17 protein-coding genes are annotated in these 22,382 nt (G+C 53.1%); 12 read left to right on the top strand and 5 right to left on the bottom strand.

Annotated features, from left to right (window positions below; all coding sequences use genetic code 11):
• Nucleotides 1-60: 60 nt before the first annotated feature.
• Complete coding sequence (locus CSQ86_RS08850; protein ID WP_100494771.1) at nt 61-921, top strand: class II glutamine amidotransferase; 861 nt, start codon at nt 61-63, stop codon at nt 919-921.
• Nucleotides 922-930: 9 nt separating this feature from the next.
• Here the strand turns inward: CSQ86_RS08850 and CSQ86_RS08845 are convergent, their stop codons facing one another.
• From CSQ86_RS08845 to CSQ86_RS08835, 3 genes are all read right to left on the bottom strand, one after another.
• Entirely contained in the window at nt 931-1,641 is a 711-nt protein-coding gene (locus CSQ86_RS08845; protein WP_100494770.1) for an HD domain-containing protein, read from the bottom strand.
• Nucleotides 1,642-2,023: 382 nt separating this feature from the next.
• A complete protein-coding gene (locus CSQ86_RS09795; RefSeq protein ID WP_165773824.1) occupies nt 2,024-3,217 on the bottom strand; it encodes an ATP-binding cassette domain-containing protein in 1,194 nt (397 codons plus the stop codon).
• A complete protein-coding gene (locus CSQ86_RS08835; RefSeq protein ID WP_100494769.1) occupies nt 3,214-4,626 on the bottom strand; it encodes an ABC transporter permease in 1,413 nt (470 codons plus the stop codon). The genes CSQ86_RS09795 and CSQ86_RS08835 overlap by 4 nt, the downstream gene beginning before the upstream one ends.
• Nucleotides 4,627-4,951: 325 nt before the next feature.
• Between CSQ86_RS08835 and CSQ86_RS08830 the strand changes: the two genes are divergently transcribed.
• On the top strand, nt 4,952-7,192 hold the full coding sequence (locus CSQ86_RS08830; RefSeq protein ID WP_100494768.1) for a DUF4012 domain-containing protein: 2,241 nt from the start codon (nt 4,952-4,954) through the stop codon (nt 7,190-7,192).
• 31 nt (nt 7,193-7,223) lie between these two features.
• Here CSQ86_RS08830 and CSQ86_RS08825 read toward each other — a convergent pair whose 3' ends face one another.
• Nucleotides 7,224-8,369: an acyltransferase family protein gene (locus tag CSQ86_RS08825; protein ID WP_100494767.1), complete on the bottom strand. Its 1,146-nt coding sequence runs from the start codon at nt 8,367-8,369 to the stop codon at nt 7,224-7,226.
• Between the two features lie 24 nt (nt 8,370-8,393).
• On the bottom strand, nt 8,394-10,244 hold the full coding sequence (locus CSQ86_RS08820; RefSeq protein ID WP_338069986.1) for a DUF6541 family protein: 1,851 nt from the start codon (nt 10,242-10,244) through the stop codon (nt 8,394-8,396).
• A gap of 158 nt (nt 10,245-10,402) precedes the next feature.
• Here CSQ86_RS08820 and CSQ86_RS08815 point away from each other — a divergent pair, with 158 nt between their 5' ends.
• From CSQ86_RS08815 to CSQ86_RS08775, 10 genes are all read left to right on the top strand, one after another.
• The gene (locus tag CSQ86_RS08815) at nt 10,403-13,585 is read left to right on the top strand and encodes an RICIN domain-containing protein (RefSeq protein ID WP_165773823.1); all 3,183 of its coding nucleotides are present in this window, start codon (nt 10,403-10,405) and stop codon (nt 13,583-13,585) included.
• Between the two features lie 282 nt (nt 13,586-13,867).
• Nucleotides 13,868-14,584 (top strand): glycosyltransferase family 2 protein, encoded by a 717-nt coding sequence (locus tag CSQ86_RS08810; RefSeq protein ID WP_100494764.1) that lies wholly within the window; start codon nt 13,868-13,870, stop codon nt 14,582-14,584.
• Between the two features lie 136 nt (nt 14,585-14,720).
• The gene (gene rfbB / locus CSQ86_RS08805; protein WP_100494763.1) at nt 14,721-15,740 is read left to right on the top strand and encodes a dTDP-glucose 4,6-dehydratase; all 1,020 of its coding nucleotides are present in this window, start codon (nt 14,721-14,723) and stop codon (nt 15,738-15,740) included.
• 88 nt (nt 15,741-15,828) lie between these two features.
• Nucleotides 15,829-15,987, top strand: coding sequence for a hypothetical protein (locus tag CSQ86_RS09790; protein WP_165773822.1), 159 nt, complete (start codon nt 15,829-15,831; stop codon nt 15,985-15,987).
• 206 nt (nt 15,988-16,193) lie between these two features.
• On the top strand, nt 16,194-16,541 hold the full coding sequence (locus CSQ86_RS10145; RefSeq protein ID WP_420838166.1) for a GNAT family N-acetyltransferase: 348 nt from the start codon (nt 16,194-16,196) through the stop codon (nt 16,539-16,541).
• Between the two features lie 23 nt (nt 16,542-16,564).
• On the top strand, nt 16,565-18,019 hold the full coding sequence (locus tag CSQ86_RS08795; RefSeq protein ID WP_100494761.1) for a sugar nucleotide-binding protein: 1,455 nt from the start codon (nt 16,565-16,567) through the stop codon (nt 18,017-18,019).
• A gap of 114 nt (nt 18,020-18,133) precedes the next feature.
• Nucleotides 18,134-19,024: a glucose-1-phosphate thymidylyltransferase RfbA gene (rfbA, locus tag CSQ86_RS08790; RefSeq protein WP_100494760.1), complete on the top strand. Its 891-nt coding sequence runs from the start codon at nt 18,134-18,136 to the stop codon at nt 19,022-19,024.
• A 156-nt stretch (nt 19,025-19,180) separates the two neighbouring features.
• Complete coding sequence (locus CSQ86_RS08785; RefSeq protein WP_207761572.1) at nt 19,181-19,957, top strand: ABC transporter permease; 777 nt, start codon at nt 19,181-19,183, stop codon at nt 19,955-19,957.
• A 2-nt stretch (nt 19,958-19,959) separates the two neighbouring features.
• A complete protein-coding gene (locus tag CSQ86_RS08780) occupies nt 19,960-21,210 on the top strand; it encodes an ABC transporter ATP-binding protein (protein ID WP_207761571.1) in 1,251 nt (416 codons plus the stop codon).
• Between the two features lie 2 nt (nt 21,211-21,212).
• Nucleotides 21,213-22,382, top strand: coding sequence for a polysaccharide pyruvyl transferase family protein (locus CSQ86_RS08775; protein ID WP_100494758.1), 1,170 nt, complete (start codon nt 21,213-21,215; stop codon nt 22,380-22,382).

The raw sequence follows: 22,382 nt of genomic DNA, 5'->3' as shown, positions 1-22,382 counted from the left end.
TAAGCAATCCCTATAACCCGGACCGCACGTCGCCGAATCGCGCCGGTAGATTGTCATACTATGTGCAGATTACTGGGATACGCGACGGCAGGTGCAGACCTGAGTCTTAATGACATTCTTGGCGTCAAGAACGTCGAGGACTTCCGCGAACTCTCGGAAATCCACAATGATGGTTGGGGCGTGGCCCAGCTCGCCACCCCTGCTGAGACTCCATATGTGCGCGACGGTGGTGCTCCCTCTCCGGAAACCGGCGTGAAGATCTACAAGTCCACCGTTGCCGCCCGTTTCGACTCCACTTTTGAAGCCCTGGCCAACGAGCCGGCTCGCGGTGCCATCTGGCACCTGCGTCTGGCCAGCTCCAATCTGCCACTCATCATGGAGAATCAGCATCCGTTCTATGCCAACGGTTTGAGCTTTGTGCACAATGGCGATATCTCCGACGCCAACGGCCGCAACATCGTGACCAACCGCTCCTATCCGGTGGACCACAGCGTACTGCTTTCCACCGGTGGCCGCTCCGATTCCGCCATTTTCTTTGCAGTGATCCTGGAATACATCGGCTTCGGCTTCCCGCTTGATGAAGCCGTTGCCCAGGCGGTGCGCGAGCTACGCCAGGCCTACCCGAAGTCCAGCTACAACTGCATCATCCAGTCCGAAGACCAGATGGTGGCACTGTGCGCCGCCGGCCGTGAGAAGACCAGCCCGCGCATCGTGGAGATCTACGATGAATACGGCCGTGGCCAGCAGGCCGCCGACTACCGTGTGATGCGCTACCGTGCACTCACCGATGCCGAGGGCAAGCAGGCCGGTGTAGTCGTGTCTTCTTCCGGTTATGACCAGGATGGTTGGAACGAGCTTGAAAATGATCAGATGATTGTGGCCTCCAACCGCAACGGCACCTTCCGCCTGCGCTCCATCTGACGTGGAACTTCAGATCATACGCATGTGATATTTCTCGGCCAGCGCCGGGATGTCCGGCACGCCATACTTGGCCACCAACTCCAGCCAACGACGCTTGTTCTCCTCGCCATAGCGGGCGGCTTTGGCGCTGTAGGCATCGACTTGCAGGAACTTCGGCGGCGTGGACTTGCTGTGGAACTTGTCGGCGTACATCACCACTTCTTGCTCCAGATTCACCGGAACATAATCATCCGGCGGCAGCGGCAGGCCTTGCGCGATCACGGCCTCGCGGTTTAAACCAACGCCGGTATGGTTGCGCGCGAACTGAGCGATTGACTCATCCACGCCCTCGCTCAGCAGGTATTCATAACCTTTGAGCCCATGCAGAATGTACTTCTTGCCGCTGAACTTCAGCGGCTCGCCGTCGGTGCCGTCATGCTTGAACACCTTATAGGTGCCGATGTCGTGCAGTAGCCCGCCGATAAGCACCAAATGCTCGTCGAGCAGACGCGGCGGGACTTGGCCGCCGGTCACGCCATCGGGGGAGGAAACCAAGGATTCGCCGCCGTCGGGCAGCGTGCAGCGACGGGTGAACAGCGCATTTTGCCGGCGTACGATCTGGCAGCCGATGGTTGCCACGATTACACAATGCGTGTGCACGAGATCATATGCCTCCTGAGAGGGGGCGATTTTCTTATGCAGCTCGTCAATCTGCTCCAGCGTAGGAATATATCCGCTCATAATGCGCAGCTCCAGTCATCGTAGTCGCATTCACACTAAGAATATCGCGGCCCGGACTTCGGCGCTGCTTGCTAATACAGCCAGAGGTACTTATCTGCTTTGCAAGGGGTACTTGAAGCCATCTGCATATATCTATCTGCTTTGCGAGGGGTATTCAGACCGTGACATTACATCTATTCATGTTGATATGTCGCCATGCATACTTCGTGTGCTTATTGTTTGATACCCCTTGTAAAGCAGATAGACATATGCAATGTGGCTAATGTACCCCTTATAAAGCAGATAGACATATGCAATGTGGCTAATGTACCCCTTATAAAGCAGATAGCGGCTGGGAAACGACGATTTTGTCGTTTCCCAGCCGCTATCTAATGCTCGTGGGTCACACCTCAAACAACGTGTCTGCCGCGTCGGCGATTTCACGCGAAGCGGTCAGCACGATAACGCAGTGCTTCGGGTCGCCGCTGTGCGCCAACTTGGCCAGCGCGGCGAACACGGTGACGGTGTCATCGTCATTCAACCCGCGCGTCGGTTCATCCAGAATCAGCACTTCGGCCTCGGTGCTGATGGCGCGGGCGATGGCCACCAATCGCTGCTGCACTTCCGGCAGCTTGCCCACGGCCACGCCGGTGGTGGCCTCCGAGAACCCGACCTTGGCCAGCAGCTCGCGTGCGATTACCGGCTTCGGCTTCAGGAAGTTGCGGTTCGAGGCCTCCATGGCGTACAGCACGTTGTGCTCGGCGTCCAAATATGGCTGCAGGGCGTGCTGCTGCGGCACGATGCCCAGACGATGTCCGCGCAGCTCCACCGGCTCAAGCTCGGCGATATTCGCGCTCTTGTTCATCACGGAGCCGGAAGTCGGCTGCACGAGACCGGTCATCACGCCCATCAGCGCACGACGCTTGACATCCGCGGTCAGCCCGGAATCGGCGTCATCGCTCAAGAGCAATGCATATGAATGGCCGGCATAGCATGCGAACTCCACGTTGTCGAGCACGTTCACTCTGCCCTTGGTGCCCGCCAAAGTGACCTTGTTCAGTGCAAACGTCGGGTAGGTCTTGAACAACACGTCATCCGCACCGCCACCGACCAGCACGCGATCGATACGCGATGCCAACGTCATGGACGGCTCGGTCTTGTGAGACTTATCCTCGTGAGCGGACAGATCATCCTGAGGCTTGGCCTTCGCCAAGCTCAAGGTCTCATTCACGCGCTCGGCATTGCGAGCGGTGACTTCGGCGGAAGTGTCGGCAGAGGCAAGTGCATCGGCTTCAGCTTCGCTCGGCTGTGCTTCGGTTTCATCGGATTCCGATGCATCCGAGTCTGTGATTGCTGATGATTCCGCATCGCTGGCATCATCGGTTGCAACGGAGGTCTCGGCAGCTGCCAGACTGCTGTAGATATTGTCTGCCGCGCCGGCTGCGGCCTCGGCATCTGCCTCGTCCGCATCGGCATCGTCATCAAACATGACGCTGAACTGGATTGAATCAGCCGGAGCCTTATCGATGGCGTCTGCGGTGGATTCTGCAGCCTTCGCGTCCGCGTTTTCCTGATCCTTGATGTTCTTCTCGCTCATGCCTGTGCCTCCGCATCATCGTGGTTGGATTCGGATTCGATCGTTTCGGTTTCGCTTACTGAGCCCCAGTCGCCGTCAGCGGCGAACAGCTTATCGGCACGGAAGAACGCCAGTCGCAGCGCAGCCAGGATGGCGAGCACCAGAATGGTGCCGAGGCCACCCCAGACCATCTGCCAGATCAGCGAGGAGGAGGCGGTGACTTCATGGCCGGAGACGATGGCGGCCGCCAATGGCTTGGTGCCAAACACGCCAGCCACGAGGCCGATTACATAGAACGGCAACGTCACGAAGAACACTTCCAGCATGAACTGCCAGCCCAGGCGGCCTCGGGAAACACCGGAAACCAACGCCATGCCGATTTCGTCATCGCGCTTCGGTCCCCACACGCCGGCGAGCACTAGTGCGAGCAGCAGCACGCCGCCTACAGCGAGCAGCACAATCGTGCCGGTCTTCACATTGCCGGCCACTGCGTCGAGCGGCTCAAGCGACTTGGTGTAGGACTCAAGCGAAGGGGAGGATACCGTGTAGCCGGACGCCGGCAGCTTGGACTTCTTGAACGTGTTGACGAGCTTCTTGTAGGAAGCGGCGTCGGTGGCGTTGAACACCACGTTCAGGTCCGGCACCTTCCAACCGGAGACCGAAGAGTCACCGGTTTGCGGATCGAGGCCGGCCTTGGCGAAAGTCTGATAATTGGTGAAGATCGCGTTCTCGCGGTTGCGGGCCGTCACCACCGGGTTGTCGGCGGTGGAGTCAGCCGTGTACTCGTAGATGCCGCGCACGGTGAGCTCGTACGTGGTGGATGCATCGGAAGCAGTGGCCACTTTGAACTTATCTCCGACCTTTAGACCGTTGGCCTTGGCGAACTCGGAGGAGACCAGTGCGCTCGTCGTGTCTGGATCAGAGGACTGGTTGTCATAGCTCAGGTTCTTGCCGCTGACGATCTTGAACGTGCCCAAATCGCTGGCGGATGCCGCATCTTTGGTCCAGAATGCGCGCCAAATCAGCTGGCCGCCGGTCTTGTCGTCGGAAGCCGAGCCGAGCTTATCTCCGCTTACGGCCTTGAGGTCCCCGGAAACACGCGCTGGCACGGTTTCAGTGACCGTGAAGTCCAGTGTCACGCCTGCCTGCTGAATGATGGTGGCGTACTCGGTGTAATCCGTCCACGTCATGTAATGCTTGGTGGACGCCGAATCGGTGGGGGAGACCTTCTTCCAGGAAGCGGTGCTCGGACGCACCGCCAGCGTGGCCTTCTGCACGTCGTAATCATCGGTGTGCGCTGTTGTGTTTTCCTGCACGACGGCCAGCCCGGCAACAGTGCCGAAGGTGACCACCAGTGTGATGAGCGCGGTCAGGGCCGTGCGCCCCTTAGAGCGCATCAAAGCCCGCCAGGCGTTGCTGAGGACGAACATGTGTGTACCTCTCCCGTTCTCCTAAGCCGAAACTCTCTGGTTCGCGGCGACCTGCACCGCGGGACCGAATCATTCGAACTTCTCGAAACTAATCAATACGGCTCCACTATTATTGCGCTTCGTGACCGTTGTCTTGCGCATTACTGTTATACCTCTCAATGAAGTCTGAAAATATTCTGGGAGTCCGATGGCGAATATGAGCGGATTTACCGCAATCAGAGGAGGAATCGGCTTGAATTCTGCGAACTTAGGTATACTGCGACATTAGCTAAGTTAATGCATTGCAATGGCAGAGGCATGCCTTCAATCTGGGAAGTAGGTGAGCATGCGACCTAATTCAGGGCGTCATGGGCGTCGTGACAGCAGTTCTTCCGTTACTGATGGTCAGCTGAGTGGCGTACCTGACAAAGCTTCTCAAGGAGCTCAGCATGTCAATCGCAAAGGTCGATTGCTGCTTACGGTGAAGCCTGTTTGGGCGCGTGTTCTCATAGTGCTGCTTCTGGTGCTGTTCGCATCGGTGACTTGCGTGACCACGCTGTATGCCGCATCCGCGGCTCGTCTGGTCAATGGTGCGCGGTTGGTGATGACTTCTACGCAAAATCTTGCCAACGCGGCCCTCGGTTGCGGCAGTGATGAGAGTCTTTCGGACGCTGCCAAAAATCTGGTGAAGGGTACCAATGATTTAAATGAGGAACTGAGTTCCCCGCACTGGGATTTCATACAGGACCACACCCGTTACGGCAGCGATATTACTGCGGCACGTGAAATGCTCGCTTCGGTGGATACGCTGGTCAACGGTCCGTTCACGGATTTGACGAACCTGGCAAACCAGCTTCAGGGCCTTTCCATGAAAGACAATACCGTGGATGTCAGCGCGCTGATGGGGATGCCGAAGATTATCAAGTCCACTCATAAGAGTCTCAAGGCGCAGATTGCCAAACTGGATAAGATTCCGCAGCCGAGCATAGACAAGGTGGCATTGGCGCTTAATGCTGAGAAGTCCGCTTTGAATACGCTCGATTCCATGCTGTCTGAATACGATGCGTTGATTCAGCTGATGCCCCGGCTGTTGGGAAAGAACGAGAAGCGTACGTATCTCGTACTGGTGCAAAACCCGGCTGAACTTCGTTCTGCTGGCGGCATGGTAGGTACAATCGCTGCTGTAACCGCCTATAAGGGCAAGGTGACGATTGGTGATTTTGAGTCCACATATGGTTGGGACACTCCCGATGCCATGGACGATACGGTGTTGGAAGAACGTGATGTGTTCGGCGCCACGTTCGATCAATACCCCGCAACGACCACCATTGATCCGGAATTCCAGCGCGTCGCTTTGATGAACAAGTATTTGTGGTCGTACCAAAAGGGCAATGGCGGCAAGAACGTCGCCGGTGTTATCGGCTTGGACCCGGTATTCCTGCAGTCGTTGCTGGGGGCGACCGGCGAGGTGAAACTTTCGGACGGCAAAGTGATGAACGGTTCGACTGTGGTGCCGTTCCTGCTGCATGATTTATATGTCGAGCACCCTAATTTCGTTGACCAGAACAATTATGTGTCTGAGGCCGCTCACGAAATCATGACCCATGTGCTCGATAACGCCAACGGATCGAATGCCGGCTCATTGCTCAAGGCAGTCCGCGAGACGTCCGCAAACGGTAATTTCAAGTTGTGGATGAAAGATAAGGCGGAGCAGGAGGCCCTTATCTCCACCGGATTGATTGACGATAAGTCCAGCGGCGAGCTTTCCGCTGACGAGACGGTACCTCAGTCCGGCATCTATCTTTCCGAATTGCAGCAGGGCAAGCAGGACTGGTATCTGAAAACGGCCACCACCGTGACCAAGACCTGTGGTGATACGTCGGCCGCAACCAAGGCCACGCTTACTGGCTCTTTGGACGACCGCATTAAATCGGCTGTGACTGGAACCAGAATCGGTTTGCTGTCCTCCGATGAGATGGGCGATGAATATACCGTAACCTTCACGATGAAAAACACGATGACCAAGGAAGAGGCCAAGTCGTTGCCGAGTTTCGTCACCGGCGAAGGTGATGCCGAAGTCCCTGGCGGGCAGCTGTATCGTATCGTGCTTACCGCGCCTTACGGTGGCGAGATCACCGCAGTGCAGGCGGATGCGACGCTCTGGAACACCCGCTCCAAGGTGCTGTATGATCGCCAGTACATTTCGTTCGACCAAGATTGGATTGAGCCTGGCGAAGAGAAAACGATAGCGTTCACCGTCCGCGTCAAGAACACGGCTACGCAACCACTGAATGTGATTACCACGCCGATTGTGAACAAAGATGGCATTGAAATCGGTTCGAACGGAAAGGTCACTGACGAGTGCCCGGCCCAGAGCACTTCCACTGGCGATGATTCCGCGAACGCTGACGCAAACGCTGGCCAGGATCAGTCCAACTCCGCTGGTCAATCTGGCACGAGTCAGCAGGATTCAACGGAGAACAGCAACACCAATAAGGACCTTACCGGTAGCTTGGATTCGCTGGATCAGATTCGTGGCCAGCTTTCCTGCCCGGTGGATATTAAGTCCATCGCATCCATAGCGTGAGCGTGATCGCGGCGGCTCTATGTCGGCTTAACTATGCGAGCAAAGCATTTGCCGCACGTTTGGCGAAACGAATGCTTGGGCGTTCCACCAATGCATAGAACACCGCCGCGAATACGATTGAACCCGCAACAGCTATCGCCATGGGAACCAGTGAGAATGCAATGCCAAGCTTGCCGGTGATCATGCGCATTGCTGAAATGCAGAGGAAATGGGTCAGATACAGGCTGAATGAAATCCGGCCGAGATAATCAATCGGACGTGTGGAAAGGAATGCGGAAAACCAGCCTGGCATCGCCGCCACGATGACTAGCAACGCCCCGCCGAGGCACATCAATGTATTGGCTGTGGCATTGAGCAGCTGATGCTGAGCAAGACTCTGGAATGACCCCACTATCGCCGGCAATTCAATGGCCAGCAAGGCCAGAAGCAGTAGGACGGTTACTGTGATGAATGAATGCTGCCGATTGCGTATGGTCTCAATATGCTTGGCGATGATCACGCCGAAGAAGAAGACGGTGACGAATCGCAATGGGAAATACCCGGAGACGAACGAAACGAAAATACAGACCGTCACCAATGCGCAAGCCAGCCAGTCTCTCGTGATATGCATCGCGAGAACGATGACGAGCGGCAGTATCAGGCTGAAGAAAAACTCCCATGTCATCGACCAGACAGGGTAGTCGATGCGGTTGGATGGCGAACCGCCAACAGTGGTGACGCCGTCGGATGCGTTGAAGATGAAATCGAATTGGGATAATACGGTGTACAGCCATTGCGCTGGACTGTTGCCATTTTGGGAGAAGCGCAGGCCGGCATATGTTGGATTGTTCTGCCCGACTGTATTGGCCACGACGATACCGACAAGCACTGAAAGCAATGTTGCCGCAGCCGTGGGGATGCCGAGTCGCAGTACGCGGCGAGGATAATATTTCGTCCACGAATATGCGGAATCGGCCAGCGGCACAACGCAGAGCACCACGCCCGAGAGAATGAAAAACATCATGACTGAGGGGATGCCCGGGAAGAGATTACGCGCCGCTGGAATGCCTGAGACATGGAAACATACCACGGACAATGCTGCAACGCCGCGCAGCCCATCCAGTGAGATGATGCGTCCGGATGTTGCCGATGGCGCTGCAGTCGTTATGTTCGCGGTTGCCTTGCTATGTTGTTCCATGCTGCCTCTCCTTGATAGGGTTCCTCAGTCGCCGCAGTTGAACTGGTACAGGGCCCAATCTTTGGTGTCCGAGCCCACTGAGCTGTAGTCTTTGACCTTGGTGAGCGTGCCGTTGTTCACGTACCCGTTGATGGTGGCGGCATCATGGAACGTATCGTATTGGGCCTTGTATGGGAAGGACTGAAGACTGTCGGCTTGCCCGCCCATGGTCAAGAAGTACTCTGGTTCCTTGGGATTGATGGGGCACACCGTCGTAAGCAGCCGCTGAGAATCGCCTGAAGCGAATGCCTGCTCGACGTCGGCGAAAATGTGGCCTTTGCCGCTGCTCTGTGGATTCATAATCGGGTACAGCATGGTTGCGTCGTACAGCGAAGTGGCATACATCGAACCGTTCATCGGATCGGAGATGATGGTGGCGTCAGTGCCGGTTCGAGTTACCACATTCTTCAGCACTGTGAGCTTCTCTTCGGTAAGCTGCTTGATTTCCGAACCATCGGATCCGGCGACGGTGGTTTTCTCCAATACATGGGTGGCGACTGTTTCGCGAGCGGGATTGACATATTGGGCGCTGATGGTGACGGCGACTAATGCGATACTGCAGAGCGCTGCCAGGCCGATAATGATTCGAGCGCGTGCGGATTGCGCCCAATGATTGACGTATGCCGTTGACGCGCGTAGCGTTTGGGTCGCACATGCCAGCAGTGTGCCAATGCCATAGATAATGAGTGGAACGATGGCCAGCGGAATCATGGTCACGATGCGGTTTTCATCCCGGTACCATGGTGCGGAAATGATGTTGGGCAGCGCCCCCACAAAAGTCACAGTCAGCACATAGACGAGTGCCACCAACAGCAGGGCGATGATAAGCGCGATGGCGTTGCGACGGGCTGATTGTTTGGTAAGCGCCACACTGGCTGCGGCGCAGATCAGCAGCAGTGCGCAGAAGACGATACCCACCATGCCATCCAATCCGTTCTGGAATACGAACAGCAGTGCCTGGCTCAAGGTCTTCGAAGGTTGATGCGAATGGAACCACGTCTCCGGGTGCAAATAACGCTCGGATTTAAAGGTGATGAGCATAAACGCCGCGAATGCGCCGCCTGCGCACATGATGACGGCGAATGCCGAAACGATGAATTTCCATGGCAGTCTCAGGATGATGAACGGCAGCATAAACAGTGCGTAAGTGAATGCAATGCGCGGATGGGCGAGCATCAGCACCAGACCGGTTGCTGCGGTGACGCACAGTTGTATGACCAGATTCCTGACATGAAAAGGTTTCACCATAATCGCGTCGATAAGCCGCAGCGATGCATACATCAGATAGGGAAGCAGCGAAGTGGCAAATCCATAGGCGATGAGCGGGCCCGCATCCAGCAGCGTGTAGGGGTGGCATGCCGAAGACACCGAGAGCACGGGGACGATAATGGTCAAGGCCACGCGCGCTGCGATAGGCAACTCAAGATCATGCAGAACATATGAGGCCAGCAGCAGCATGCCAAGTGGGAACAGAATGCCGGAGGAAATCAGCCAAGCAGCGCTGAACGCGGCATAGACGCTGATATGTGCTCCAAACAGGGAAGCGACAGCGGCTATGGATGAGGCAAGAATGTGAAACAGCGGTGGGTAGAATCCGCCATGAGGCCAGAGATGCATGGCGGCGCCAAGGCCCTGTTCGGATAGTTTCTCGATGAAATAATAGTGTGCAGGCGCATCGGAACTTTGCAGCGGCATCGACCATACGCTGTTTGGCATCCATGTGTAAACGATTGTCGCCGCGATACAGATTCCTATCAGACTGCTCAGTGATAAGGCAAGGCGTCGGCGGCCGGTATGCGTGATTCTTGTTCCCACAGTATTGCTCACTGAATTCATGGTAATGATGAGGTCAGAGAAGCGGAAGACCGCAGTTGCATCGGTAGCTTTGCAGGGCAATCAGTTGAGGGCGCTCGCTAGACTGACGGGATAAAAGCATATTGCGGGGATTGAAGAGATTGCAGAAAGACGTGTATCGGATGGCTGTGAAGAAGCATATGGATAAAGGTTGGGTGGGCTTTGTAGCTGCTGCTGCGAGCATTGCGATGCTTGGTGCGATTGGTATTGTGCCGGCGAATGCGGTGAATGACGTGAATGCTGACACTGCGGAGGCTGCTGCCGGCCCGTTCTCCACGCAGGCCGTTGATGATACCGCTGCGGATGCCATGCCGGACAATCCGAATGCCGCGTTGCCGGATAAGGTGTCCACCAATATCGCCGACAACGACACTGTTGTCTCCGAGAACTATGCAGTGAGCGGCAACGGCGAGCTGAAGGATATCGAAACCGGTGAAACGGTCACCGATGCGAAGCTGGTGGGTACTGAAGATCAGCAACCTGATCCGTTGGCCAAGACCGATGGTGAGTCGTTTATTCCTGTGCAGGCCGACGAGGTCAAGCAGAAGGTCGAGGAAGTCAAGGGTGCCGCTGCTGTTGACGGGGATGTGACGGCTGATTCGCCTTCGGCCGATTCGTCTGCGGCTGATTCGTCAAACGATGCAGCCGGTGCCGCCGGCTCGAATGGAACCACTGAAGGTGAGGGCGCCGCCGCCGATGATGCCGCAGCATCCGGTGCTGCCGGAACCGTGAGCGATAAGCGGTCTGCGAAGAACGACAAATCCGCGCAGCCAACCGTCAAGCTCGCTGCGCTGCAGAACAATGATTATGGCGCGCATTGGGGCACCTATAACGATACGGCGGCTTTCTTTAATGCGAATAACAGTCTGTTTGTGCAGCAGGCCAAGGGCGTGATTGATGTTTCCGTGCATCAAGGAACCATTGATTGGCAGGCTGCAAAGAACGCCGGCGTGGAAGGCGCGATTATTCGCATCAGCTATGGTTCGGGCAACGGTTTGGACGGCCAAGCGTTGCGCAATATTAATGAGTGCAAGCGTCTGGGCATCCCGTTCGGTATCTACACCTATTCATATGCCTATGATTCCGCTCTTGCAGCCGATGAGGGCAACGATATCGTGAGCTTGCTGCGTCAGACCGGCGTGAATCCTGGCGATTTGAGCTACCCAATTTTCTACGATCTGGAACATTGGACTTGGACCGGTCACTCCGTGCCGACCGATCCGAATGTGTACGAGGGCATCGTCAATACGTGGTACGGCAAGCTGAGGGCGGCCGGCTATACCAATCTTGGTGTGTACTCGTACACGTCATATCTCAATTCGGCCCTGAACAAGGCGAGTATCCACGCCAAGACCCGCTGGGTCGCGCAATACGGCGGCACGATGGGCTTCACCAACTGGTCCACCAACGACCGCGGATGGCAATACACCAGCGGCGGTTCGATTGCAGGCATCAGCGGCCGTGTGGATCTGAATGCGTTTGGGTACAGGGAATATGATTCTAAGCGCGACGATGTCATTAAGACATTGACGCGCTTAGATGACATTGCAGAAGGGGACTATTATCTCGGCTCTACGTTGTCTGGCAAGTATGTCGAAATTGCTGGAGGAAGTACCGATAATCTTGCTAATGTGGTTATTGGAAAGCCGACAAATGGATCCAACCAGTTGTTCCATATCAAACCTGTTGGAAAAGGTGCGTATACAATCGTCTCTAAGGCATCGGGGAAGGCTATAGACATTGAAGCCGCATCGATGAAAGATGGCGCTTCAATCATCCAATTCGATTCCAATGGTGGGGATAATCAGAAATGGTTTTTCTATCGGAATTCTGCTGGATACGTGTATATCGTCTCTGCCTATGGTGACGTACACAACAAGGTATTAGATGTTACAGCTGGTAATACTGCTGAAGGGACACGTCTGGAATTATGGACGGCGAACGGCGGTTTGCAACAACAATTTCGTTTGATGCAAAAGGTGCAGTTATCAGGAAACCAGTCTGTGTCTAGTGTTTACTCCTCAGGAAAGAATCTAGATGTGAAAGCGGCGAGTGTATGGGACGCAGCGGACATCGATGTATGGGCTTCATCGGGTGGCTTGAACCAGCGCTTTTTGTTTGAAGACAAAGGTAATGGACTATTTGCGATTAAGGCTGTTCATTCAAACAAATATTTGGATATTTACGGTGCCGATGCTGGAGATGGAGGACGAGTTATTCAATATCGGTGGACCGGCGCTTCAAACCAACTATGGTATCTACAAGGAGATCGCAAGGGTGATTACGCTATTCTTAGTTTGCTGAGTAATAAAGCTCTTGATATCAAAGGAATGAGTAAGGACGCAGGAGCAGCGGTTATTGCTTATCGGTATAAAGGACAAGAAAACCAGAAATGGTCAATTAAGCAGAGTGCTTCCCGCCCTGCTTCCATTAACTGGTCCCGTTATGGTAAGAAGTCAACAGATGTTGTCGATGGCGATTATTTTTTGGAATCTGCGTTGACCGGGCATTATGTTTCTACGATGGGCAATAAAGTGGTCATTGGCCGAGCGAAAAACAACTCGAATCAACTGTACCGCATAAAGAAAAATTCAAACGATACATATACATTGATTTCCAGGTCAAGCGGCAAAGCGTTGGCAGTATCCTCTACGAATGTCGTAAATGGAGATTCCCCTGTATGGCAGGATGTTAATGCTTCTGACTCGCATCAGCAGTGGCATATGTACAAAACATCAAATGGTTTGTACTACATTGCTCCGGTTCTTTCTGAGTCGAATGGCAAGGTTCTAGATGTGCCTGCAATGAACACTAAGGATGGTACTGAGCTAGATTTGTGGGGAATCAATGGCGGATCCCAGCAGCGTTTTCGTTTATTACAACAGGTCAAGCTTGATGGCACTCATGTGATTTCTAGTGACTTTGCTCGAGGTAATCGATTGGATATCAAAGCGATGAGTCCTTATCCAGGCGCGGAGGTTGACACTTGGGCCCCAACGAAGGGCAAGAATCAGAGGTTCTCCTTTGTCTCTAAGGGGAATGGACTGTATGCTATAAAAGCACGTCATTCGGGATTGCTATTGGATATACGTGCGATGGCTGATGCAGATGGGGCTACGGTTATTCAATATCCGTGGACCGGCGGTAACAGAAATCAACTGTGGTATTTGCAGGGTCATGCTGATGGGTCATACACCATTCTCAGCTCGATGAATGACAAGGCTCTCGACATATATGGTATGCAAACCACGCCAGGTGGCCATATCATCACTTATCGGAACAATGGACAAGGCAACCAGCATTGGAGAATTGAAAAGGAGTAGCGTTCTGGCTTAATACTCGTCCCGATTCGCATTTATGTAGTATAGGGCCTAGTTGTGATGTAACTAAGATTAGACCATATCCCTGTCTAATACGTTGGAATTACTCCGTCTAGAGCACTGCTGATGCGGGTTTCTTCCCGATAGCGTTTATTAGGTTCTTTCGCCATTGGATGCTTGTATGAAAACTGTCGCCATGGTGGCCGTATAGCTACTGGAACGGTTCTTATGGCATTGGTTGTATATTAAAAATGAGAGAAAAATGTCATTGAAGAAAGAGAAGTCATGCTGGATGGTAGAACCGTTTCTCTCGTTATGCCTTGTCGTAACGAGGCCTCGTTTCTTGAGGTACTTATTGATGAGATTCCAGATTTCTTTGATGAAATAATCTGTGTGAGCAATAAATCCACTGATGATACTGTTGAGGTAGGAACTCGCATACAAGAACGTGTTCCTCGGTTCAAGATGTTGCAGGATAATCGCACTGTTAATGGCATTGGCTATGGTTATGCGCATATGACGGGTATCGATGCCGCGGAAAGCGACATTATTGTATGTGCTGATTCTGATGGTACGTATCCAGTTGAGGATGTCCCTCGCTTATGGCACATGATGCAAGACAAGGACATATCTTTTGTTTCTTGTACACGCTATCCTGACAAGCAGATTCCGGCGAAACTGCAGCTCGGTGTTAGGGCGTTGAATATCGAAATTGCCTTGCTGTACGGTTTGCGAATTCATGATTCGCTTTCCGGCATGTGGATTTTCACTAAGGATGTCGTGGCGCAGCTTCATTTGACCGAAGGTGATTGGAATTTATCTCCGCAAATCAAGTTAAATGCTTACGAAGCTTTAGGAACAAAATTTAAGGAACTGAAGATTACGCAGAAAATGCGTTATGGAGAGACAAAGCAGAATTACTTTAAGACTGGCTTAAGGCATCTGTTTTGGATTGCGCGGAATCGATTTGTAAAAAGAAACGGCATTCAACCGTGTGATTAGCATGAAGTCATGCATTGATTGTTCGCCATCAGACGAATGTGATGATATCTAAAGAGTTTTGCCTACAGGAATTAGTTTATGAGAGAATCATCTAGGCAGAATTCATGTTTTCTTGTCGTTGACATAACATGATTGTATGTCTGAAGAATTTACTCCTCGTAATATTATTGTGACCGGTGGCTGTGGTTTCATCGGTTCGAATTTCGTTCATTACGTGTATAACAACCATCCGGATGTGCATGTCACGGTCCTGGACGCGTTGACGTATGCGGGCAACCTGGAGAACATCAAGAACATTCTTGGTGATCGGGTGGAGTTCGTGCATGGCAACATCTGTGACGCGGAGCTCCTGGATCGTATCGTGCCGGGTCATGACGCGATCGTGCATTACGCTGCGGAGTCGCATAACGATAATTCGATTGCGAATCCGGAGCCGTTTTTGAAGACGAACGTGGAGGGCACGTTCCGTCTCCTGGAGGCGTGCCGCAAGTACGACGTGCGCTATCACCACGTGTCCACGGACGAGGTGTACGGCGACCTGGCGTTGGACGACCCGGCGAAGTTCACGGAGGAGACCCCGTACCATCCCTCCAGCCCCTACAGCTCCACGAAGGCGAGCTCGGATCTGCTGGTGCGTGCGTGGCATCGCACGTTCGGCATCCGCGCCACGATTTCGAACTGCAGCAATAACTATGGCCCGTATCAGCATGTGGAGAAGTTCATTCCGCGTCAGATCACGAACATTCTGGAGGGGTTGAAGCCGAAGCTGTACGGCAAGGGCGAGAACGTGCGTGACTGGATCCACACGGACGACCATTCCACGGGCGTGTGGACGATCCTGACCAAGGGTCGTATCGGCGAGACCTATCTGATCGGCGCGAACGGGGAGCGCAACAACCTGACCGTGCTGCGTGACATCCTGACGGTGATGGGCAAGGATCCGGATGATTTCGACTGGGTGAGGGACCGTCCGGGCCATGATCGCCGTTACGCGATCGATTCGACCAAGTTGCAGACCGAGTTGGGTTGGAGGCCGACGCATACGGACTTCCAGAAGGGCCTGGAGCGGACCATCCAATGGTACACGGACAACCGTGCCTGGTGGGAGCCGGCGAAGGCCGCCACCGAGGCCCGGTACAAGCAGCAGGGACAGTGAATGGCATGGTGGCTGGCGGAGTTTGCCATCCACCATGCATCCGGTAGATGGACGAGGGTACACTGATGCATATCGAAAGGAGGAATTGATGGCGTCGTTGATTGATCTTTATTCGGTTGATGAGGGTTCTGCTGAACAGGATTATCTCCGTATGTGCGATGCGCCACTTCCTCAAGATGTGATGGAGTATCTTCAGGCTGACGGGGAGGAGTCCTTGGAGGATTCGGCTCGTTTGCTATACGCCTGAACTGAAGGTGTTTGCTATGCCGGACGGGAATTCCATTGTCTCTTTTCGCTTTGTGAGCAAAGGGGATGAACGGAAGTTCCCGTCTTTCACATGCACGGTTTCGGTTCCACGTAATCGTGAAATCGATGGACGTTGGGTTAAAGGCGAGTCCTTGCACCCGTATCCTTGGGAGCTCTTGGTGCAACGGCTGATTCGGCATAGCGCAATTGTATTTGAGCTCCGATAATTGGATTCGTCTAGGCGTTGCGGATGACGGCGAAATTGCTACGTATTGCGCTGTGGCAAGGAGAGCTCCTGATGTATTTGAAGTCGCGCTTATCGCAGTTGCGTCATCATATAGGGGCCGTGGTCTCGGGCGCGACGCGTTGGCTGATGCGATACGGTGTGCTCGTGCACAGTCCATTCGACAGGGACGAGAGGCTCATTTCGTGGCGTATATCGACATCCGTAACGAGCGGAGCATGAAGCTCTTTCATGATTTCGGATTTGAACAAATAAAACAGCTGGCTCCTGACCGGCGCGGTAACGTGTTCGTGATTTGGGCTCTTCGGTAAGGCTTGACGGAAAGGATTGATTCATGTCGTTTGAGTTTGAGAAGGATTTGAAGGTCACCGAGACCAACATCCCCGGTTTGCTGGTGTTCGACCTGCCGGTGCATGGTGATAATCGTGGCTGGTTCAAGGAGAACTGGCAGCGCGCGAAGATGACCGCGCTTGGTCTGCCTGATTTCGGCCCCGTGCAGAACAACATCAGCTTCAACGCGACCAAGGGCGTGACGCGTGGCATTCATGCGGAGCCTTGGGACAAGTACATCAGCATCGCCGCCGGTGAGATCTTCGGCGCGTGGGTGGACCTCAGGCCGGGCGACTCGTTCGGCCAGGTGTTTACGACGCGTCTGGACCCGTCGAAGGCGATCTATGTGCCGCGTGGCGTGGGCAACAGCTTCCAGGCCTTGCAGGATGGGACCGTGTACACGTACTTGGTGAACGCGCATTGGAGCCTGGAGCAGAAGAGGACGTACACGTTCGTGAACCTCGCCGACCCGGAGCTCAATATCCAGTGGCCGATCCCGTTGGAGGAGTCGGAGCGCAGCGAGGCGGACCTGCATCATCCGATGCTCAGGGACGCGAAGCCCATGGCTCCGAAGCGCACGCTGGTGACGGGCTGCAACGGCCAGTTGGGCCATGCGATCCGCCGGTACGCGGAGGCCCATGGTCTGGAGGGGTTCGAGTATACGGATATCGACGAGTTCGACTTCTCCGATCCCGCCGCGTACGACAGGTATGACTGGAGCCTGTACGGCACGATCATCAACGCTGGTGCCTATACGGCCGTGGACAGGGCGGAGACCGCGGAGGGACGTCCTGTCGCGTGGAAGGCGAACGCGCAGGGCCCGGCCCTGCTGGCCAGGGTCGCGAAGGATCATCACATCACGCTCGTGCACGTCTCAAGCGATTACGTGTTCGACGGCACGCAGGAGGAGCATACGGAGACGGAGGACTTCGCCCCGTTGGGCGTCTACGGCCAGACGAAGGCGGCCGGTGACATCGCGGTGGCGAACGCTCCCGAGCATTACATCCTGCGCTCCAGTTGGGTGATCGGCGAGGGCCATAACTTTGTGAAGACCATGATGGCCTTGTCCAGCCGCGTCAATGATCCGGAGGACAAGCTCGACCAGGTGACCGTGGTGGACGACCAGTACGGCCGCCTCACCTTCACCAGGGACATGGCCGAGGCCATCTTCCACCTCTTGGACAGCCACGCCCCGTACGGCACGTACAACCTGACCGGTTCCGGAGCCGTGAAGTCGTGGGCGGATATCGCGGCTGAGGTGTTCGACCTGACCAATGGCAACGGAAGCAAGGTGAAGCCGATCAGCACGGCGGAATACTTCGCGAACGCGAAGAACCCGGTCAGCCCGCGTCCGACCCATTCCGCATTGGATCTGTCGAAGATCAGTGAAGCCGGCTACACGCCTGCCGATTGGGAGGACAGCCTCAACACATACGTCACCAAAGAACTCAATAAGTAAGGAATCGTTGATTCCCGTGTGAAAACCGCACAGAAGACTCTGTGCGGTTTTCTGTTTTGCGGCGGTATTGGCTAAGCTGGATACGCTTGTATGAATATGGAGAAAGCAGGTCTCATGAAGGGCATTATCCTCGCTGGCGGTTCGGGCACTCGACTCTATCCGCTCACGACGGTGACGTCGAAGCAGTTGCTGCCGGTGTATGACAAGCCGATGATCTACTACCCGCTGAGCGTGCTGATGATGGCGGGTATCCGTGACATTCTGATCATCTCCACGCCGAAGGACCTGCCCAACTTCGAAAAGCTCCTTGGCAATGGTGAGCAGTACGGCGTGCATTTCAGCTATAAGGTGCAGCCCAGCCCGGACGGCCTAGCCCAGGCGTTCATCCTCGGCGAGGAGTTCATCGACGGCGAACCCTGCGCCCTCGTGCTCGGCGACAATATCTTCTACGGCAACGGCCTCGGGCGTACGCTGCGTAAGGCCGCGTCCGTGGAACACGGTGCTACCGTGTTTGGCTATTATGTCGATGATCCGGAGCGTTACGGCGTGGTGGAGTTCGACGAGAACAAGAAGGCCGTCTCCATCGAGGAGAAGCCCTCCCAGCCGAAGTCGCATTACGCGGTGACAGGCCTGTACTTCTACGACGAGCGCGTCACCGAGTTCGCCAAGCAGGTCAAGCCCTCCGCCCGTGGCGAGCTGGAGATTACCGACCTCAACAAAATGTACCTCGAGAACGGTTCCCTCAACGTACAGACGCTCGGCCGCGGTTATGCCTGGCTGGATACCGGTACGATGGATTCCCTGTACGAGGCGGGCGAGTTCGTGCGCACCGTGCAACGCGCCCAGGGCCTGCCCATCGCTGTTGCTGAGGAGATCGCGTACGAGAACGGCTGGATCAGCAAGGACGAGCTCCTCGAATCCGCCGAGCGCTACGGCAAGAGTCCCTACGGCAAGCACCTCAAAGACGTCGCCGACGGCAAGGTCATTGTAAAGCGTCAAGATTGATTTTGACTGTGATATGTGGGCAGTTCGATAAGTATTGAAGTATCGCTGTAACAATCTGTTTCGGCAGGGTTACTAGTAGGGTAAGACTACTATGCCAATGCTTCAGGCCTGTTGCACAAGGGAGGAACGTTGAAGCTGTTTAGTAAGAGGAACCGTGTGCTATTGCATGAGCTGACGGTCACCGATTTCAAGTTGCGCTATCAGCAGTCTGCACTCGGTTACCTGTGGTCAATTCTTAAGCCACTCATGCTTTTTGCTGTGATGTACGTAGTGTTTGCCAAGTTCTTGGCAATGGGCGGAGACATTCCCAATTATGCTGTTTACCTGTTGGCTGGTATCTCGTTCTGGACGTTCTTCGCTGAAGCAACGACACAAGGTCTTCAGGCTATTGTGTCGCGTGGTGATTTGATCCGTAAGATTAACTTTCCTAAGTATATTATCGTTCTTTCTGGAACGATTTCAGCGCTTATCAACTTATTCTTTAACCTTCTTGTGGTGCTCGTATTCGCGGTACTGACAGGAGTGAAATTCCGCTGGACTATCTTGTTGCTTCCATTCAACATTCTTGAAATGTACTTACTCGCATTGGGCATTGGCCTATTGTTGGGATCTTTGTTTGTGAAATATCGTGACGTAGGATATCTCTGGGAAGTGGCCCTGCAGCTGTTCTTCTATGGAACGCCTATTATTTATCCAATTACGATGGTAAGTGCTACGCATCCGTTTATGGCAAAGTTAATGATGCTGAGTCCGATGGCGCAGGTTGTTCAAGATATCCGATATAACTTAGTGACGGATTACACACAAACGTTGTGGTCTATGTGGGGGACTCCACTGATTGGCTTGATTCCTGTAGGTATTGTGCTGATTGTATTAGCTTTTGGAGCTTGGTACTTCGGAAAGAGCTCTAAAAAGTTTGCTGAGGTGATGTGACGATGTCTATCGATTCTAAGAATAATAAAGAAGTTGCAATCCAGGTTTCTCACGTTTCCAAAAGCTTTAAACTTCCGTTGGAAAAAGCATCTAGCTTGAAACAGGCTATTTTTAATGCAATAAGTGGGAAAAAAGGATACGAGGAACATCAGGTTCTTCGTGACATTAGTTTCACCATTAACAAGGGCGACTTCATTGGTATTGTCGGCAGGAATGGTAGTGGCAAGAGCACGTTGCTGAAACTGATGGCACAGATTTATTACCCGGAAAAAGGCGATATTACCGTTAATGGTGTTCTCGTGCCGTTCATTGAGCTTGGTGTTGGTTTTAGCCCTGAACTTACTGGTCACGATAACGTCTACCTCAATGGTGCTTTGATGGGTTTTTCCACAAAGGAAATCGATGCTATGTATGACGATATCGTCGATTTTGCTGAGCTGGGCGAGTTCATGGAACAGAAAATCAAGAATTACTCCAGTGGAATGTTAGTCCGTCTTGCGTTCTCCATGGCGATTAGAGCTCAATCAGACATCCTTCTACTCGACGAAATTCTTGCTGTTGGAGATGAGGCTTTCCAACGCAAGTGTTATGCGTATTTTGCTAAGCTTCGTCGCGAGAAGAAAACCGTTATTCTTGTGACACATTCCATGGATTCAGTTCAGCGTTTCTGCAATCGTGCAATTTTGATTCACGATGGTGATTTAAAAATTGATGGATCTCCACTGGAGGTTGCTCAAGCGTATCAAGAGCTCAATAATCAACGTCTTGATCTTGCGGATTTGGAGTCGCAATTCTCTGGTGCTAGTGATGAATCAGGACGTAATCATGAGCTAGAAGAAGCTAATCGGCAGCGTCGAGAAAATGTGGATATAGCCGTTTCTCATAGCATTAGTGCCGACAAGCTTATATTCGATATTGATTTGATGCCGAAGCGTACTTTGGAAGATGCCGTGCTGACGTTTGTGATTAATAGTGAAGTGGGTGAAATTGTTTTTCGTGTGGCGTCAGATGATAAAAACGTCAATCAACCTATAGATTTCACTGAAGGCCACGATTCGCACGTTCATCTTGAAGTCGATAATATCTTCCCCAACGGAATCTTTTCCGTACAGGTTGCCGTCAAAAAAGCGGACCGTAGTGACAATTATCTGATGGCGAATAATGTGCTTCTTTTTGAGGTGCATGCACCTGTTGATGTCAGCCAGAATTGGAAGCCTCCTTTCCAGTTCGCTGTTACTCCGAAAAAGGACTGATTATGAAGTACGGCCTTTTCTCTTATGAGACCGAAAACATCGGTGATGAGATTCAGAGCATTGCAGCCAGAAGATTTTTGCCACGCGTAGATAGTTACGTTGATCGCGATTATGTAGGTCAATGGGAACCGAAAGATGATATCAAAATCATCATGAATGGATGGTATATGCATTCTCCATATGCATGGCCGCCTAAAACTTCGTCAATAGACCCATTATTGATTTCGATGTATATTGATCAGGCTGATCAACGAGTGGGTGATGCATTTTTCTCAAGTGAAAGTATTGCTTATTTAAATAGTCATGGACCTGTTGGCGCAAGAGACCTGTCAACGTTGGATTATCTGCAGAAGCATGGTATCGATTCGTATTTTTCGGGTTGCATGACGCTGACCTTGCAGGCTGATCCTCAAGTAAAGAAACAGGATTTTGTCCTAGCGGTTGATTTGCCGAAACCGGTCGTCGCAATGTTGCGGAAGAAGACGAATCGCCCTGTAATCGAGTCCTCTCCATATTTTGATGCCAATATGAGCCGAGATGACCGTTTTCAGTTGGCGGAGTATTTCCTATTCCTGTACCAGTCTGCGCATGCAGTTGTCACTACTCGTCTTCATGCCATGCTGCCATCGCTTGCTTTGGGAACACCTGTTTTTTTGATTATGGATCATCTCAAATATGATCCTCGACGGTATGCAGGGCTCGATAATCTTGTTAATAAAGCTACAGATGTGGATTATTTGAATAATTATGAATTATTCAATGTAGATAATCCGCCAGCAAATCCTGATGAATATCTCTCATTGCGAGAGAAACTAATAGCTAACGCGTCTGCCTTCACCGGCTTTAACAATGATATAACATTCCGTACGGTCGACTTCTCAAACATAGCGACCAATACAGCATATGTGCGTCTTTTTACGCGTGGTTTCCATTCCCTGAATGAGGCATTGCTATTAGCAGGAGATAAAGCTTGGTTGCGAGAAAAGTATGCTGATTTGCAGACCCGCTATGCTGATTTGCAGGCTCGCTATGATATCTTGCAGCAGCGCGATGCGAATGAGAGCAGTATGCTACGGGCGCAAATTGATGCGATTTACCAATCTCGAACTTGGAAAGCAGGGCGGATGGTATCAGCGCCCATTCGTTTTGCCAGAAAAATTATTGGGAAGTGA

The organism is Bifidobacterium felsineum, from assembly GCF_002802915.1.
GTDB classification, from domain to species: Bacteria; Actinomycetota; Actinomycetes; order Actinomycetales; family Bifidobacteriaceae; genus Bifidobacterium; species Bifidobacterium felsineum.
This window is presented reverse-complemented; position numbering and strand designations above follow the sequence as displayed.